Consider the following 15014-nt stretch of genomic DNA (forward strand, 5'->3'; position numbering starts at 1 on the left):
GGGCGGCGGACGAGCGCGGGAGTGTGCGGCGGTGGACAGGCAGCGTGCGGAGGCGACCGGTGACGTGGTGCTGACCCGCATCGGGCAGGCGGTCATGCTGCACCGGGGCGGCGACCGGGAAGAGGCCCGCAACCGCCTCTCGGAGCTGTGGGCCGAGGTCGGGCCGGGCGGCGACGCCTTTCACCGCTGCACGCTCGCGCACTACATCGCGGGCACCCAGGACGACCCGGCCGACGAACTGGACTGGGACCTCAAGGCGCTCGCGACGGCGCGGGGGACACCGGGGGAGCGGCGGCGCCCGGCGCGCCGTACGGCCCGGGCGGTGGCGGCGCTGCTGCCCTCCCTGCATCTGAGCCTGGCCGCCGACTACGCCGCCCTGGGCCGGCGCCCCGAGGCGCGCACCCAGCTGGACCGGGCGCGGGAGGCGGTGGCGGCGCTGGCCGACGACGCGTACGTCCGCGGCGTGCGGCAGGCCATCGAGCGGCTGGCGGCACGAGTCGCGGGGGACGGCTGACGCCCCGCGCCCGGCCGCGGGCCGCCCGGCCGCCCGGCCAGCGGGCGGGGCACCGGGCGCGGGGCCACCGGGCGCAGGGCCACGCGGGCGCTTGTGCGATCAGCCCCCGTAGACGTCCCGGCAGAGCAGGGCCGCACGGTCGTCGTGCTGCCAGCGGCCGTACTCCCGGCCGAGTGCGCACAGGGCGGGGGCCGGGGGCAGACGGCGCTCCTTGGCGCGCGGGAAGGGAAGGCCGTACCGGCGGGCCTTCGGCGACCGGTGCTTGCCCCGTGCGCCGCCCTTGCCCGCGGCCTTTCCCTTGGCCGCGGGGGCCGGGCGCGCCCGCTCCGCCTCCCGCGCGCCGGGTGCCGGAGTACGTACCGGTGCCGGTCGCCGCGCGGCAGGGCCGGACGGCGTCGTCGGCCGCTCGTGCGGCGGGTGACGGCTGACCTCCGGGCCGATGGGCTCCACGGAGGGCGCGGGCAGCGCGGGGCGCGGCTGGAGGCTTTCGTAGGCCGGGCGGTGGACGACGGTGACGCAGCCGGTGGCGGCCGCGGCCGCCACCACCGTGAGGACCGCCGCTGCGGGAATACGGGGCACCGGCCAACTCTCCCGACCGCGACGGCCGTTGTGAATGCCCCGCAGGGGTGACCGGGCCGGGCGCCGTTGACCTGGTGGGACCGGCTCACCACGGCGCCTCCGGCCGGAACCTGGCGGTCGCAGGCAGGCACGTATGCTGCCGGGGCGCCGGGAACAGCACCGGCGCACAGCGCAACCCAAGGAGTGCCCGTGAAGGTCGGCTGCATCGGACTCGGCGACATCGCACAGAAGGCGTACCTGCCGGTGCTCGGCGCGCAGCCCGGTGTCGAGCTGCACCTCCAGACCCGTACCCCCGCCACCCTGGAGCGGGTCGCCGGCACGTACCGCCTGCCCGCGGCGCAGCGCCACACCGACCTGGACACGCTGCTCGCCGCCGACCTGGACGCGGCGTTCGTGCACGCGCCCACCACGGTCCACCCGGAGATCGTGACCCGGCTCGTCGAGGCCGGGATACCGACCTATGTCGACAAGCCGATCGCCTACGAGCTGGCCGAGACCGAGCGGATCGTGCGCCTCGCGGAGGAGCGCGGCGTCAGCCTGGCGGTCGGCTTCAACCGCCGCCACGCGCCCGGCTACGCGCAGTGCCTGGAGCACCCGCGCGACCTGATCCTGATGCAGAAGAACCGGGTCGGCCTCCCGGAGGACCCGCGGACGCTGGTCCTGGACGACTTCATCCACGTGGTCGACACGCTGCGCTTCCTGGTGCCCGGCACGGTCGACCACGTGGACGTGCGGGCCAAGGTCGAAGGCGGCCTGATGCACCACGTGGTGCTGCACCTCTCGGGCGACGGGTTCAGCGCCGTCGGCAGCATGAACCGGCTCAGCGGTTCCGCCGAGGAGATCCTCGACGTGTCGGGGCAGGACACCAAGCGCCAGGTCGTCAACCTCGCCGAGATCATCGACCACAAGGGGCAGCCGAGCGTGCGGCGGCGCGGCGACTGGGTGCCGGTGGCCCGGCAGCGCGGCATCGAGCAGATCGTGCTCGCCTTCCTGGACGACGTACGCGCGGGCAGGCTCGTCCGGGCCGAGGACGCGCTGCGCACGCACGAGTTGTGCGAGCGGGTGGTCACCGAGGCGCTGGCACAGGCGACGTGAGGCCGCGCACCTGAAAGGTCAGCGGTTCCGTGCCCGGCGGGACCGGATCGTTCGCGCCGCCGCCACCACCGCGTACCCGCCGAGCGCCAAGACCGCGCCGTACACCGCCCAGTCGCCGAAGCGGACGTACGGGCTGGTGCCGGTGGCCAGCGGCACGTCGTACACGGCCGCCCCGCCACGCTCGGTGCCGAGCCGGCCGCCCACCGGCTCGCCGCGCGGCCCGTACACCGCGCTGACCCCGGTCAGCGTGGCGTGCGCCATCGGCCGCCAGGTCTCGGCGGCACGCAGCGCGGCCAGTGAGGCGTGCTGCGCCGGCGCCCAGCTGTCCTGGAAGGTCGACGTGGAGGACTGGGCGACCAGCAGCTGCGCACCGTCGCCCGCCAGCCGGCGGCTCATGTCGGGGAACGCCGACTCGAAGCACACCAGAGGCCCCACGCGCAGCCCGCCCGCCGAGCCGACCGGCATCAGGACCTGGCGGGTGCCGCGCATCCGGTTCTGGTCGGCGGCCTTGCCGACGTGCGTCGCCCAGCCCAGCACGGAGCGCAGCGGAATGTACTCGCCGAAGGGGACCAGCCGCATCTTGTCGTAGCGGTGGCCGGTCGCGCCGTGCGGGCCCACCAGGACGGAACTCTTGTAGATGCCGGGCTGCCCGGCGTGCCGCCCGTCGACGTTCACCAGGAGGTCGGCGCCGGCCTCGCGGGAGAGCGCGGCGAGCCGGGCCGCCATCGCCGGGTCCCGGGCCAGATCGCGGTTGACGCTGCTCTCGCCCCAGAGCACCAGCCGCGCGCCGCGCCCGGCCAGGGAGCGGGTCAGTGCCTCGCCGCGCGCTATCCGCGCTTCGGGGCCCGCGACTTCGCCCGGCTGGACGACGCCGATCCGTACGGTGCCCGCCGCACGCGGCACCGGCGCCCACAGCCACGCCGCCGTCCCGCCGAGCACGCAGACCAGCAGTCCCACAACGGCAGGGACGCGCGCCCGCGGCAGTGCGACGAGCACGGCGAGCGCGGTGTTGACCGCCACGACGAGCAGGCTCAGCAGCCACACCCCGCCGATGGAGGCGAGCCGCAGGGCGGGCGGCACCTGCCACTGACTGGCGCCCAGCAGCCCCCACGGCCCGCCCAAGTACTCCCAGGACCTGACCAGTTCGACCATCAGCCAGCCGGACGGTACGAGGACGAGGGACGCCGCGCACCGGCCCGCGCCGGGCGCGCCGCCCAGGAGCGCCCGTACGAGCAGCCCCCAGGGCGCCCACAGCAGCCCGAGCAGCGCGGCCAGTACGAGGATGAACACGTGCAGGCTCGGCAGCAGCCAGTGGTGGACCGCCAGCATGAAGCCGGCCCCGCCGAGCCAGCCGTCCAGCGCCGCCCGGCGGGCCGTGCGGGCCGTGCGCACCAGCAGGATCCAGGGGACGAGGGCGGCATGGGCGAGCCACCACAGGGCGGGCGCGGGGAAGGCCAGCGCGGGCAGCGCCCCGGCCGCGACCGCCGCGGCCCCGCGCACCCAGGGCGACGTGGGCCCCGCCTCCCACCGGCCGGTCGACACCCGCATGCCGCCTCCCTCCATCGGATCGCCGCACCCAGTGTGCGCGCCCCGGCCGATCTTGGACAGCGGACGCCGCGTCAGGACTGTTCAGGGAAGAGCCGGCGCCACTTCTCGTGGACGACGACCTCGCTCAGCCGCCAGCCGTCGGCGGCGCGGCGGGCGGTGAACCGGTAGCGCCCTGCGCAGGTGTAGTTGGGGGCGGCGGCCTTGCCCGCGGTCTCGCCCGGCGGCGCCTGGCGGGGGTCCCCGAGGTGCATCGGGTTGAGGTAGTCCGCCTGCACGGTGGCCGTGTCGCCGGGCGCGCCGCCGTCCCGCAGCGCGATGCCGATCCGCCGGTTGACGATCAGGTGCTGGCGTACGGGGAAGTGCCGCATCATGTCGGCGAGCCAGTCCGCGATGTCGGCGACGCCGCCCGCGATGCCGCCCGCCGAGCGGTAGTCGACGCGGCCCTCCGGGACGAACAGGGCCCGGTACGCGGCCCAGTCGCCGTCGTCCACGGCGATCGCGTAGCCGGTGACCAGGTCGTCGATGGCGAGGCGGTCCATGACAGTGGTGTGTTCCGCACGCTGGGTCATCGCCTCAGTTTTCGGCATGCGCAGGTCCCCGCCAAGAGGACGGGGCGGGTACGGCCGCGGGCCCCCGCCGGCAGACGGGGACCCGCGGGCGGCGCGGCCGGTCAGTGCGCCGGGGCCGGCTCCGGCGTTTCGCCGGCGGCGCGCCCCTCGGAGGTCTCCGACTGCGCGAACTGGGTGCGGTACAGCTCCTGGTAGCGGCCGCCCGCCGCGAGCAGCGCGTCGTGGGTGCCGCGCTCCACGATCCGCCCGTCCTCCACCACCAGGATCAGGTCGGCGGCCCGTACGGTCGACAGCCGGTGGGCGATGACCACGGAGGTACGGCCCTCCAGGGCCTCGGTCAGCGCCTCCTGCACCGCCGCTTCCGAGGTGTTGTCCAGGTGCGCGGTGGCCTCGTCCAGGATCACCACGCGCGGCCTGGCCAGCAGCAGGCGGGCGATGGTCAGCCGCTGCCGTTCACCGCCGGAGAGCCGGTAGCCGCGCTCGCCGACCACCGTGTCGAGGCCGTCGGGCAGCGAGGCGATCAGGCCGTCCAGACGCGAGCGGCGCAGCGCGTCCCACAGCTCCTCCTCGGCCGCTTCGGGCCTGGCCAGCAGCAGGTTCTCGCGGATGGTGTCGTGGAAGAGGTGCCCGTCCTGGGTCACCATGCCGAGGGTGTCGCGCAGCGAGTCGGCGGTCAGGTCGCGTACGTCCACGCCGGCCAGCCGTACCGCGCCGGTGTCCGCGTCGTAGAGCCGCGGGAGCAGCTGCGCGATCGTCGACTTGCCCGCTCCCGAGGAGCCGACCAGGGCGACCATCTGTCCCGGCTCGGCGCGGAAGGAGACACCGTGGAGCACCTCGGCGCCGCCCCTGGTGTCCAGGGTCGCCACCTCTTCGAGGGAGGCGAGGGAGACCTTGTCGGCGGACGGGTAGCCGAAGCGCACGGTGTCGAACTCCACCGAGACCGGCCCGTCCGGCACGGCGCGGGCGTCCGGCTTCTCCTCGATCAGCGGCTTGAGGTCGAGCACCTCGAAGACCCGCTCGAAGCTGACCAGCGCGCTCATCACCTCGGTGTGCGCGCCGGACAGGGCCGTCAGCGGCGCGTACAGGCGGGTCAGCAGCAGCGCCAGCGAGACGATCGAGCCCGCTTCGAGGTGGCCGCGCAGCGCCAGGAAGCCGCCGAGGCCGTAGACGACGGCCAGGGCGAGGGCGGACACCAGGGTGAGCGCCGTGACGAAGTACGTCTGGACCATGGCGGTACGGACGCCGATGTCGCGTACCCGCCGGGCACGGGTGGCGAATTCGGCGGACTCGCGGGACGGGCGGCCGAACAGCTTGATCAGGGTGGCGCCCGGCGCGGAGAACCGCTCGGTCATCTGGGTGCCCATCGCCGCGTTGTGGTCGGCCGCCTCCCGGCGCAGCCCGGCCAGCCGCCGGCCGACGCGGCGGGCGGGCAGCACGAACACCGGGAGCAGCACCAGCGCGGTCAGCGTGATCTGCCACGACAGGCTCAGCATCACCACGAGCGTCAGCAGCAGCGTCACGACGTTGCCGACCACGCTGGACAGCGTGTCGCTGAACGCCCGCTGCGCCCCGATCACATCGTTGTTCAGGCGGCTGACCAGGGCCCCCGTGCGCGTGCGGGTGAAGAAGGCGACCGGCATCCGCTGCACGTGGTCGTAGACGGTGGTCCGCAGGTCGAGGATCAGGCTTTCGCCCAGGCCCGCGGAGAGCCGGCGGGCCAGCAGGCCCAGGCCCGCCTCCGCCACCGCGATGACGGCGATCAGCCCGGAGAGGCCGAGGACAGTGCCGGCCGCCTCGGCGCCGACGATGGCGTCGACCACCCGGCCCGCGAGGAGCGGGGTGGCGACCGCGAGCGCGGCGGTCACCGTGCTGAGCACCAGGAACCAGGTCAGCGCGCGGCGGTGGGGGCGCGCGAAGGCGGCGATGCGCCGCAGCGTCGCGCGGGAGAACGGGCGCCGGTCGCGCTGCGCGTTCATGGTGCTGTGCAGCGAATGCCAGGCGGTGACTTCCATGTCCATCGCGGTCCTCCGGGGCGGCGTGGTCGGCTCGGTATCGGTCGCGGGCCGTGGTGACCGGCGACCGGACCCGAAGCTATGACCTCAACCAATGTTGAGGTCAAGTGATTCCCTCGTGGCGCGCGGCAGCCGCAACCCGTTGAGCCCTGTCGGCACGGTCGAACGTCATTCCCGTATGCATGAAGACATCTTCAAGTGTTGCCGAAGATACGATGAGGCGCATGGGACACGGAGTCGACGGCAGGACCACCCCGGCAGCACACCTGGACGCGGACGCCGCCGCGACCATCGCCGCCACTCTCCAAGCGCTGGCCACCCCGTCGCGGCTGATGATCCTCACCCGGCTCCGCCAGGGCCCCTGCCCGGTCGGCGAACTCGCCGACGCGGTCGGCATGGAGCAGTCGGCGGTCTCCCACCAGCTGCGGCTGCTGCGGGCGCTCGGCCTGGTCACGGGGTCCCGCTGCGGCCGCCGGATCGTCTACAGCCTGTACGACACGCACGTCGCCCAGCTCCTGGACGAAGCCGTCTACCACATCGAGCACCTGCGGCTCGGCGCACGCGACCTGCCCGGCACGGCGGCAGCCGGAGGCCCCGAAGGGGCGGCGGGCACCGGGCGGGCCGGGGGCGGGGCGAAGACCTCCGGGCACTGACCGGCAACCCGCCCGGCGTGCGCTCCCGCGCGCAGGCTCTCAGCTCGCTCCGCGCGCCCCCAGTCGCTCCCGTACGTCGTCCTGGGAGAGGTAGACGTCGGTCCGCTCGAAGTCGCGCAGCGTCGCGGGCTTCTCCGCCTGGAAGCCGGTCCGCACGAAATCGTCGCCGGCGGTGGCGTTGATCAGCCAGTTCGCGACGGTACGGAACCTGGCGACACCCGTGCGCAGCGCCAGCAGGTGGTAGCCGCGCGCCGCCACCTGGGCGGGCAGCCCGGTCAGCTCGTACCCCAGCGGCTTGGACACCGCGTCGATGCCGCCGAGGTCGACGACCAGGCCGAGGTCCTTGTGCCGGTAGGGGGCACGCGGGGTGCCGCGCAGCCCGGCGATGATGTTGCGGGCGGCGTGCTTGCCCTGCCGCTGCGCATGCTGGGCCGTGGGCGGGCAGACCGCGCCGGCACCCTTCGTCAGGTCCGGCACGGCCGCCGCGTCCCCGCAGGCCAGCACGTCTGGCATGCCCGGCACGGTCAGATCGGCGTCCACGACGAGACGGCCGCGTACCGTCTCCGCGCCCAGCGTGCCGATCAGCGGGCTGGCCGCCACGCCGGCGGTCCAGATCAGCGTCCGGCACGGCAGCACCCGGCCGTCCGTGAACTCCACGCAGTCCTCGGTCACTTCGGCGACCGACACGCCGAGCGAGACCTCCGTGCCGCGCCGCCGCATCAGCTCCAGCGCCTTCTGCCCGAGCCGGTCGCCCAGCTCGGGCATCAGCTTCGGCGCGATGTCGATGAGGTGCCACTTGATCTGGGTGGGGTCCAGGCGCGGGTAGCGCCGGGCGGCCGCGTTGGTGAGCCGCTGGAGGTAGGCGACCGTCTCCGTGCCCGCGTACCCGCCGCCCACGACGACGAACTGGAGCCGCGCCGCGCGCTCCTGCGGGTCCGTGGAGGCGGCGGCGATGTCGAGCTGGGCGATGACGTGGTCGCGGATGTACGCGGCTTCGGCGAGCGTCTTCATGCCGCGCGCGTAGTCCGTCAGGCCGGGGATGTCGAACGTACGGGTGATGCTGCCGGGCGTCAGCACCAGCCGGTCGTAGCGGATGTCGGTGGTCTCGCCCGTGATCAGCCGCACCACGCAGATCTTGGCCGCGGTGTCGATGCCGACCACGCCGCCGGGCACCAGGCGCGTGCGCCGCAGGATGCGCCGCAGGGAGGGCGCGATCGACTGCGGGGTGACCACCCCGGCGGCGACGTGGGGGAGCAGCGGCAGGTACAGCTCGTAGTTGTTGGGCGTGACGAGCACGATCTCGGCCGTCTCGGCGGACAGCCCGTGCTCCAGGCCCCGGGCGCACTCCACCCCGGCGAAGCCGCCGCCCACGATCAGGACTCTGGGTCGTTCCATGACGCGTCCTCGCCTCTGTCGGCAGCTGTGTCGGCTCCCGGCCACGCTGGCACGGGGCGGCGGGCCTCGCCACCGCGCCCACCGGGTACCTCCTGCGACCGGGTGAGAAACACGCGTCCCTGGCGTTACACCGTGCCCTCGGCCCGGCGGCCGTCGTGGCGGGTGGGCCGGGGGCGGCCGGTGCGGGCGAAGTGCGGCAGGGAGATGCCGCCGCGGTGCGGCGCCCCGTCGCTGCCCGGCCGGACGAACAGGGTGACGGTGACGCCCTCGGTGAAGCCGTTGCGGCGCATCAGCGCCGCCGACGCGGTGTTGTTCACCTCCACGTCGGTCACCACCGACGAGGCGCCGGCCTCGGTCAGTACGGCGCAGCAGTCCTGTACGAGCCGGCCGGCCACCCCGCGCCCCTGGAAGTCCGGGTCCACCGCGATCCACTCCATGTACCCCCAGTCCTCGCGCTGCTCGAAGGTCATCGAGCCGAGCACGAAGCCCGCCAGCCGCTCACCGGCCAGGGCGACGCGGCAGGCGGGCACGGAGGCGTCGAGGTGGGTGGCGACGGCGGTCAGCGACCAGCCGGTGTACGGCATGGCTCCGGTGTCGTAGACCCGGCAGCCCAGCTCCAGGACGGCCGGCAGGTGCCCGGGGTCCATCGGGTGCAGGGTGATCCCGGGGTCGGGTCCGGTGTCGTGCGCGGCCGGGGTCGGCATGGCCGGCGCTCCTTTCGGTGGTGCGGAGGTGGCGTAGGCGGTCGGAAAGGCGGGCCGGATGCACGCCAGTGACGGTACGAACCCACCCTAAGTGGGGCGATACGGGGCTGTGGATCAGCCCCTGTAGTTTGCGGGGGTGAGTACCGCCGTCGCCGAGATCCTGTCCCTCCTGCTGCTGGTCTGCGTGCTGGTCTTCGCCGTACGCAGGCCGGGCGGCGCGCCCGAAGCCGTGGTGGCCGTGCCGGCGGCGGGCCTGCTGGTCCTGGCCGGCGCGGTGTCGCCCGCCGCGGCGTGGACCCAGGTGCGCACCCTGCTGCCGGTCGTCGGCTTCCTGGCCGCGGTACTGGTCCTGGCCCACCTCTGCGCGCGGGAAGGGGTGTTCGAGGCGGCCGGCGCGGCTTTGGCGCGGCGCTGCGCCGGGCGGCCACGGCGCCTGCTGGCCGGGGTGTTCGTGCTCGCCGCCGCGGTCACTGCGGTGCTCAGCCTGGACGCGACGGTGGTGCTGCTGACCCCGGTGGTGGTGGCCACCGCCGCGCACGCCGGCGCCCGCGCCCGCCCGCACCTGTACGCCTGCGCCCACCTGGCGAACTCCGCCTCGCTGCTGTTGCCCGTCTCCAACCTCACCAACCTGCTGGCGCTCGGCGCGGCAGGGCTGTCCTTCACGCGGTTCGCGGCGCTGATGGCGCTGCCGTGGGTGGTGGCGGTGGGCTTCGAGTACCTGGTCTTCAGGAAGTTCTTCGGGCGGGAGCTGGCGGAGGACACCGGCGGGCCCGCGCCCGGATCCCCTGCGGAAGCCCCTGCGGGAGAACCGCCCTCGCCCCCGCTCCCCGTCTTCGCCCTCGTGGTCCTCTCGCTCACGCTCGCCGGCTTCGTCGTGACCTCCTTCGCCGGGCTCAACCCGGTCTGGGCGGCGCTGGCCGGCGTCCTGGCCCTGGGGATACGCGCGCTCGCGCGCCGGGAGACCACCGTGGCCGGGATGGCCGGGGCGGCGAATCCGTTCTTCTGCCTCTTCGTCCTGGCCCTCGGCGTCGTGGTGGAGGCGGTGGTCGCCAACGGCCTCGGCGACGCTGTCGACCGGCTGCTGCCCGAAGGCCCGTCGCTGCCCGCGCTGCTCGGGGTCGCCGCGTTCGCCGCCCTCCTGGCCAACGTCATCAACAACCTGCCCGCCGTACTGGCGCTGCTGCCGGTCGCGGCACACGGCGGCCCCGGGCCCGTGCTCGCGGTGCTGATCGGCGTGAACCTCGGCCCGAACCTGACGTACGTCGGCTCGCTGGCCACACTCCTGTGGCGGCGCACCCTCCAGGACCGGGGCGACGCGCCGGACCTGGGCACCTTCACCCGCCTCGGTGTGCTGACCGTACCGGCCGGGCTGGTCCTGACGACGGTGGCGCTGTGGGGGGCCCTGAACGTCATCGGTACGTAGGGCGCTCGTACGGTCCCGCGGGCGGCCCGCCCCTCCGCCCTACAGCGGCGCTTCCCAGACCACCACCGCGTCGCCCTCGCCCTCGCGCTCCGTCACCGTCAGCCGCACCCCCGCCCGCCCGTCGCCGAGGACGGCCGTGGCGTCGACCACCACGTCGATACGGGCCGGTTCCGGCGTCCCCCGCCGCCCGCCCGGCTCAGCGAGCGCCGCCCGCAGCGCCTCGACCAGCTCTTCGCCGTTCGCCTCGCCGACCCGCGCGTCCACCGGACCCACGAACCGCACCGACGGCCGGGTGCCCAGGACGGCGGCCGCGGCGCCGGCCTCCTGGAGGACGCGGGTCCGCAACCCGGCCGGCGCCTCGGCCGGGCCCTGCTGGAGGGCGATGATCGCGGTCCGTATCTCCTGGACCGTCGCCTCCAGTTCGTCCAGGGCCCGGCCGACGCCGTCCCGCACCTCGGGCACCACCGCCTTGCGCTGCGCGCCCGCCAGCAGCATCCCCGTCGCGAACAGCCGCTGTATGACCAGATCGTGCAGGTCGCGGGCGATCCGGTCGCGGTCCTCGTACACGGCCAGCCGCTCGCGGTCGCGCTGCGTGTCGGCGATCACGAGCGCGAGCGCCGCCTGCACCGCGAACTGGGCCGCCAGCGTCCGCTCGGTCGAGGTGAAGCGCCGCCCGCCCGAGGCCCGGCACAGCGCGAGCGCCCCGAGCACCTTCCCGTTGCTGCGCAGCGGCAACAGCATGGTCGGGCCGTAGTGGCGGGAGAGCGGGGAGACCGACCGCGGGTCCGTCGCGAAGTCGTCCGAGTGGACCGAGAGCCCGGCCCGTATCTGGTGGACGACCGGGCTCTCCGGCGGGATCACGCCCCGGTACGCCTCGTCGCGGGCGGGGTCCGGCAGGACCGTGGAGATCGCCACGACCTCCATGCCGCCTTCGGAGTGCGGCAGCATGACGGCACCGGTCGCCGCCTCGGCCAGCTCCCTGCCCCGCTCGGCCACCACGGTGAGCGCGTCCTCGGCCGTCGACCCGGTTCCGGGGCCGGCCAGCAGGGCGTTGGTGACCGAGGCGGCGCCGTCGATCCAGCGGCGGCGCTGCCGGGCGGCGGCGTACGCCCGGGCGTTGCCCATGGCGATGCCCGCCTCGGTGGCCAGGATCCGCACCAGGTGAAGGTCCTCGGCGCCGAACTCCGCGCCGTCCCGCTTGTCCGCCACGTAGAGGTTCCCGAAGCGCTCGCCGTGCACCTGTACGGGTACGTCGAGGAAGGAGCGCTCGGGCGGGTGCCCGGACGGCCGGCCGGTCCCGCGGCGGGCGTCGGGGGAGACGCCGTACGTGATCAGACCGGGCGGCCCTTCGCCGTCCTCGTCCAGGGTGCCGATGGCGGCGTACCGGGCGGAGGTCAGGGACGCGGCGGTCTCGGCGATGCGGCGCAGCGCGCTGTCCACGTCCAGGTCGGTGCCGACCGCCACCATCGCTTCGAGGAGCTGCGGGAGCCGCGGGACCGGCCCGTCGGGGCTGCCGGACAGTTCGCGCAGGCTCTGCGCGGTGTCCTCGGCGGCGTCCGGGGCGCGGACGGGCGCGGGGCCGTGCGGGTCGGTGGGGCCGTGGAGGCCGGGAGTCTGCGGCATCGGTCCGGCGTCTGCCCTGTTTCTGCTCGGCTCGGCGCCGCGCGCCCACTGCCGGTGTGTGCCACGTGCGCCGTACGGAACCAGAGGCGGCTGCGGGTCTGTAACGCGCCCCTGACAACTGGATGGCTGAATTCAGTCTAGTTCGTCCGAATGAATGAACTTGTGACTGCTTGGCGCGAGGCAGGCGCGGAGGGAACGCGTAGGAAAAGGATAAGCAGTGTCCTGAAATCGCTCGGTCTTTCGTCGGACCGGCCGATCGCCGGGGTGCCGCCCGCAGGTGCTTGCCGCCCCGGGGGTCACCGGCCCCGCTCCCGTTGCACCCGACGCCCCGGCCACCGGCCGCGTACCGGTCACCGCTACGGCCGCAGGCGGCGCAGTTTCCGGAAGCCCGATGTCCACCGACCAGGCCCATGGCATGAGTTTGAGACAACTTCTTTACGTATGTGCCGTCCGGACTGACAGGGGGGCCAGAGGGTAAGCCGTAAACACGTAAGGGCACAGCCGACGACCCGGACCCCGCCGAAGGCTGGCGCCGCGCGGATGCCGAACGCCGACGGTGGTCATCCCCGCCGGGACCGCACCGGAGCGAGTCCCCCATCTTCCGTACGTCTCCACCGCCAGCGTGCCGCGGCGTCACGCGCACCGGCACGGAGGTGGGGACAGGCATGGTGGACCAGGGACGGGGTTTCGCGAGCCGGGAACACGTGGTGGGCGCGACCACCGTGGTGGAACTGAGCGGAGAAGTGGACATTCTCGCGGCGACCGCGCTGGCCGCGCGCCTCGACGAGATCACCGGTACGCGCTGCCCGGACCTCGTCCTGGACGTGCGGTCGGTGACCTTCATCGACTGCTGCGGACTGTCGTTGCTGTGCCGCACCCGGCGGCGTATCGAGGTCAAGGCGGGACGGCTGCGCCTGGCGGGCGTCGCGGAGAGCCGCAGCGTGCTGCGGCTGTTGCGGCTGACCGGCCTGCTGCCCTTCTTCGACCTCTGCCTCGATCCGGGCCCCGACGCCGTCTACGGCCTCGCCAAGGAGACCGCAGGGCCCGGTCGGGACGACGCCTGCACCTGTCCGCCGCGGCCCGAGGGCGAGGGGTGCCCGGCCACTCCGGACACCCCCACGGACAACGCCGTAGCCTGACGCTACGTCAGGCAGGCAGCGCGGCCTCGATCGCCGCCGTCAGCTCCTCGGCCTCGGGCTCCGTCCGGGGCCGGAACCGCCCCACGACCGCACCTGCGCCGTCGACGAGGAACTTCTCGAAGTTCACAACTTTATTATCCCGGGCCTGAGCTGCGGAGACTCCACCCTGTGGGATTAGGTGTTCCCATCGTTTCGGACAGAGTTTCCCGTTTCCGGAAATGGTCGCAGGCTAAACCGAACAGCACATGACCGCGGCCCGTGCGTGATGGGCCGCGGTCCCTGTGTGCGCCTGCGTCTCCCGGCGCCGCGGGTCAGTCGTCCTCCCCGTCCTCCTGCCGGGCGCGCCGGCGGAACAGCTCCGCGCGCCCCTTGTACGCCGCGGGCGGCTCGATGCCGTGAGCGCGCGCGAGGCGCCGGTAGACCTCGGCGGTCTCGCCGGTCAGTGCGGCCAACGCCTCGGTGGACGCGCCGGCCCTCAGGTCTTCGAGCGCCAGCTCCCGGATCTCCTCCTTCATCTCGCGCGCGGCCTTCAGGGCGCGGCGGTACTTCGCGTACCGCGCTGCGGTTGCCTCGCCGGGTGTCCAGTCGTCAGCCATGCCGCTGATGTTACAGCCCTACTCATCGGGATCAAGAGAAGAATCATGAAGCCCAATGAGTTGGGATGTTGACAGCCCTATGTGTTGGGGTCATTATGGAGTCAGGAAAAGAAGACAACAGAAAAGAGAGAGCAGCGCCAGCCCCGGCCACGGTCACCACGGACGTCGCCGCAAACGCAGACCGGGGCACCGACGCCGGAGGGGCGTACGACCGGGGGGGACCCGGCAACGTCGGCTAAAACGACCGCCCAAGTACGGCCCGTGCAGCCCTTAGCGGGGAGCGCGGGCACGGCGCGGAAGGCACTCCGTCCCTTAGCGGGGACCGGAGAGCCTTCCGTAAAGCAAGGCAAGGCCCAGGGGAAACCGGCCGGTTCCCCGGACGGCGGCGGGGGCACTCGCCGCCGTCCAACAAGTCCCGTACGGAGAACATGACCGGTTCGAATCCGGTCCGGGGCACTGACCGCACACCCGGCTCGGGGAGGGGCCATGAAGATCGCCGTCACCATCACCGTTGAACTCGAAGACCCGGCCCAGTGGACCGAGGCGTTCGGCGTCGAAGGCGCTGCCAACATCCGGCAGGACGTCAAGGTTTACGTCGGCTACGGGGTGCAGTCGGCGGGGGTGTTCGGTGACGGGGAAGTCGCAGCGGACATCGCATGGCGCTGATCCGCAGCCCCGCGAGGGACACCCAGCCTGCCCGGGTAGGGCGATGGCGAGCCAGCCCCGCTAGGGGCGCGGCAAGGGGTTCGACTCCCCCGCCGGGCACTCGAAGAATCCAAAGCTCCGAGAGGGGGGAGGGCGTGGAGACATCCGGTCAACAGCAGGTGTCGCGCGAATCGCTGAAGGCTGTCGAAGGGTTGACGGAAGCCGCCGACGCATTCGTTGCCGCTCTCCGGAATGCAGCGGCTCAGGACACACATAACCGCGGCTACTGGACCGGCTTCATCGCTCAGGTCAAGCACGTAACAGAACACGGAGGCGCGGCACTGGAGGCAACTGTCGCCGAACTGCTTCCCGCGCCCGAGGGAAGTCCCAACCGAGTGCGGCTGAATGCGACTTTTGCCGCCCAATCAGCTCTCGCAACGGCGGCAGAGACAACTTACTGTGCGTCTGTTTTGTTCGGTAAAAGTGACAGCCGCATCATGGGCGTGTCGTGAGCTGGTA

The 15014-nt window shown here is 73.6% G+C and carries 15 protein-coding genes and 1 pseudogene; 7 read left to right on the forward strand and 9 right to left on the reverse strand.

What is annotated here, in order from left to right:
* Window positions 1-31: 31 nt before the first annotated feature.
* Entirely contained in the window at window positions 32-514 is a 483-nt protein-coding gene (locus ACH4OW_RS26070; protein ID WP_398030252.1) for a hypothetical protein, read from the forward strand.
* Between the two features lie 99 nt (window positions 515-613).
* Here the strand turns inward: ACH4OW_RS26070 and ACH4OW_RS26075 are convergent, their stop codons facing one another.
* Window positions 614-1093, reverse strand: coding sequence for a hypothetical protein (locus tag ACH4OW_RS26075; RefSeq protein WP_360139540.1), 480 nt, complete (start codon window positions 1091-1093; stop codon window positions 614-616).
* A 189-nt stretch (window positions 1094-1282) separates the two neighbouring features.
* Between ACH4OW_RS26075 and ACH4OW_RS26080 the strand changes: the two genes are divergently transcribed.
* Window positions 1283-2188 carry a Gfo/Idh/MocA family protein gene (locus tag ACH4OW_RS26080; protein WP_398030253.1) on the forward strand — a complete coding sequence of 302 codons (906 nt, stop codon included), beginning with the start codon at window positions 1283-1285 and terminating at the stop codon, window positions 2186-2188.
* 18 nt (window positions 2189-2206) lie between these two features.
* Here ACH4OW_RS26080 and lnt read toward each other — a convergent pair whose 3' ends face one another.
* From lnt to ACH4OW_RS26095, 3 genes are all read right to left on the reverse strand, one after another.
* Window positions 2207-3736: an apolipoprotein N-acyltransferase gene (gene lnt, locus ACH4OW_RS26085; protein ID WP_398030254.1), complete on the reverse strand. Its 1530-nt coding sequence runs from the start codon at window positions 3734-3736 to the stop codon at window positions 2207-2209.
* Between the two features lie 71 nt (window positions 3737-3807).
* On the reverse strand, window positions 3808-4305 hold the full coding sequence (locus tag ACH4OW_RS26090) for a nuclear transport factor 2 family protein (RefSeq protein WP_398030255.1): 498 nt from the start codon (window positions 4303-4305) through the stop codon (window positions 3808-3810).
* A gap of 101 nt (window positions 4306-4406) precedes the next feature.
* Window positions 4407-6323 (reverse strand): ABC transporter ATP-binding protein, encoded by a 1917-nt coding sequence (locus ACH4OW_RS26095; protein ID WP_360139549.1) that lies wholly within the window; start codon window positions 6321-6323, stop codon window positions 4407-4409.
* 218 nt (window positions 6324-6541) lie between these two features.
* On the opposite strand from ACH4OW_RS26095, the gene ACH4OW_RS26100 reads away from it, so the two are divergent.
* Window positions 6542-6970, forward strand: coding sequence for a metalloregulator ArsR/SmtB family transcription factor (locus ACH4OW_RS26100; protein WP_360139552.1), 429 nt, complete (start codon window positions 6542-6544; stop codon window positions 6968-6970).
* A gap of 39 nt (window positions 6971-7009) precedes the next feature.
* Here the strand turns inward: ACH4OW_RS26100 and ACH4OW_RS26105 are convergent, their stop codons facing one another.
* Window positions 7010-8365 (reverse strand): NAD(P)/FAD-dependent oxidoreductase, encoded by a 1356-nt coding sequence (locus ACH4OW_RS26105; protein WP_360139555.1) that lies wholly within the window; start codon window positions 8363-8365, stop codon window positions 7010-7012.
* Window positions 8366-8490: 125 nt separating this feature from the next.
* Window positions 8491-9069: a GNAT family N-acetyltransferase gene (locus tag ACH4OW_RS26110; protein WP_360139558.1), complete on the reverse strand. Its 579-nt coding sequence runs from the start codon at window positions 9067-9069 to the stop codon at window positions 8491-8493.
* 136 nt (window positions 9070-9205) lie between these two features.
* Here ACH4OW_RS26110 and ACH4OW_RS26115 point away from each other — a divergent pair, with 136 nt between their 5' ends.
* Entirely contained in the window at window positions 9206-10492 is a 1287-nt protein-coding gene (locus tag ACH4OW_RS26115) for an SLC13 family permease (RefSeq protein WP_398030256.1), read from the forward strand.
* Between the two features lie 39 nt (window positions 10493-10531).
* Here ACH4OW_RS26115 and ACH4OW_RS26120 read toward each other — a convergent pair whose 3' ends face one another.
* On the reverse strand, window positions 10532-12115 hold the full coding sequence (locus ACH4OW_RS26120; RefSeq protein WP_398030257.1) for a GAF domain-containing protein: 1584 nt from the start codon (window positions 12113-12115) through the stop codon (window positions 10532-10534).
* 665 nt (window positions 12116-12780) lie between these two features.
* On the opposite strand from ACH4OW_RS26120, the gene ACH4OW_RS26125 reads away from it, so the two are divergent.
* A complete protein-coding gene (locus tag ACH4OW_RS26125) occupies window positions 12781-13254 on the forward strand; it encodes an STAS domain-containing protein (RefSeq protein ID WP_398030258.1) in 474 nt (157 codons plus the stop codon).
* A 7-nt stretch (window positions 13255-13261) separates the two neighbouring features.
* Here the strand turns inward: ACH4OW_RS26125 and ACH4OW_RS26130 are convergent.
* Both ACH4OW_RS26130 and ACH4OW_RS26135 read right to left on the reverse strand, forming a co-directional pair.
* Window positions 13262-13378, reverse strand: a pseudogene (locus tag ACH4OW_RS26130) (glutathione peroxidase); the annotation flags it as partial.
* A 187-nt stretch (window positions 13379-13565) separates the two neighbouring features.
* A complete protein-coding gene (locus ACH4OW_RS26135) occupies window positions 13566-13850 on the reverse strand; it encodes a hypothetical protein (protein WP_398030259.1) in 285 nt (94 codons plus the stop codon).
* A gap of 486 nt (window positions 13851-14336) precedes the next feature.
* Between ACH4OW_RS26135 and ACH4OW_RS26140 the strand changes: the two genes are divergently transcribed.
* On the forward strand, window positions 14337-14516 hold the full coding sequence (locus tag ACH4OW_RS26140) for a hypothetical protein (protein WP_398030260.1): 180 nt from the start codon (window positions 14337-14339) through the stop codon (window positions 14514-14516).
* Window positions 14517-14650: 134 nt separating this feature from the next.
* Window positions 14651-15007, forward strand: coding sequence for a hypothetical protein (locus tag ACH4OW_RS26145; protein ID WP_398030261.1), 357 nt, complete (start codon window positions 14651-14653; stop codon window positions 15005-15007).
* The last annotated feature ends 7 nt before the right edge of the window (window positions 15008-15014 follow it).

Source organism: Streptomyces sp. NPDC017056, assembly GCF_044332485.1.
Taxonomy (GTDB): domain Bacteria; phylum Actinomycetota; class Actinomycetes; order Streptomycetales; family Streptomycetaceae; genus Streptomyces.

Coding starts and splice junctions, on each gene's coding strand:
- lnt (WP_398030254.1), bottom strand. CDS start 3,736: ATGCGGGTGTCGACCGGCCGGTGGGAGGCGGGGCCCACGTCGCCCTGG.
- ACH4OW_RS26090 (WP_398030255.1), bottom strand. CDS start 4,305: ATGACCCAGCGTGCGGAACACACCACTGTCATGGACCGCCTCGCCATC.
- ACH4OW_RS26095 (WP_360139549.1), bottom strand. CDS start 6,323: ATGGACATGGAAGTCACCGCCTGGCATTCGCTGCACAGCACCATGAAC.
- ACH4OW_RS26100 (WP_360139552.1), top strand. CDS start 6,542: ATGGGACACGGAGTCGACGGCAGGACCACCCCGGCAGCACACCTGGAC.
- ACH4OW_RS26105 (WP_360139555.1), bottom strand. CDS start 8,365: ATGGAACGACCCAGAGTCCTGATCGTGGGCGGCGGCTTCGCCGGGGTG.
- ACH4OW_RS26110 (WP_360139558.1), bottom strand. CDS start 9,069: ATGCCGACCCCGGCCGCGCACGACACCGGACCCGACCCCGGGATCACC.
- ACH4OW_RS26120 (WP_398030257.1), bottom strand. CDS start 12,115: ATGCCGCAGACTCCCGGCCTCCACGGCCCCACCGACCCGCACGGCCCC.
- ACH4OW_RS26125 (WP_398030258.1), top strand. CDS start 12,781: ATGGTGGACCAGGGACGGGGTTTCGCGAGCCGGGAACACGTGGTGGGC.
- ACH4OW_RS26135 (WP_398030259.1), bottom strand. CDS start 13,850: ATGGCTGACGACTGGACACCCGGCGAGGCAACCGCAGCGCGGTACGCG.
- ACH4OW_RS26140 (WP_398030260.1), top strand. CDS start 14,337: ATGAAGATCGCCGTCACCATCACCGTTGAACTCGAAGACCCGGCCCAG.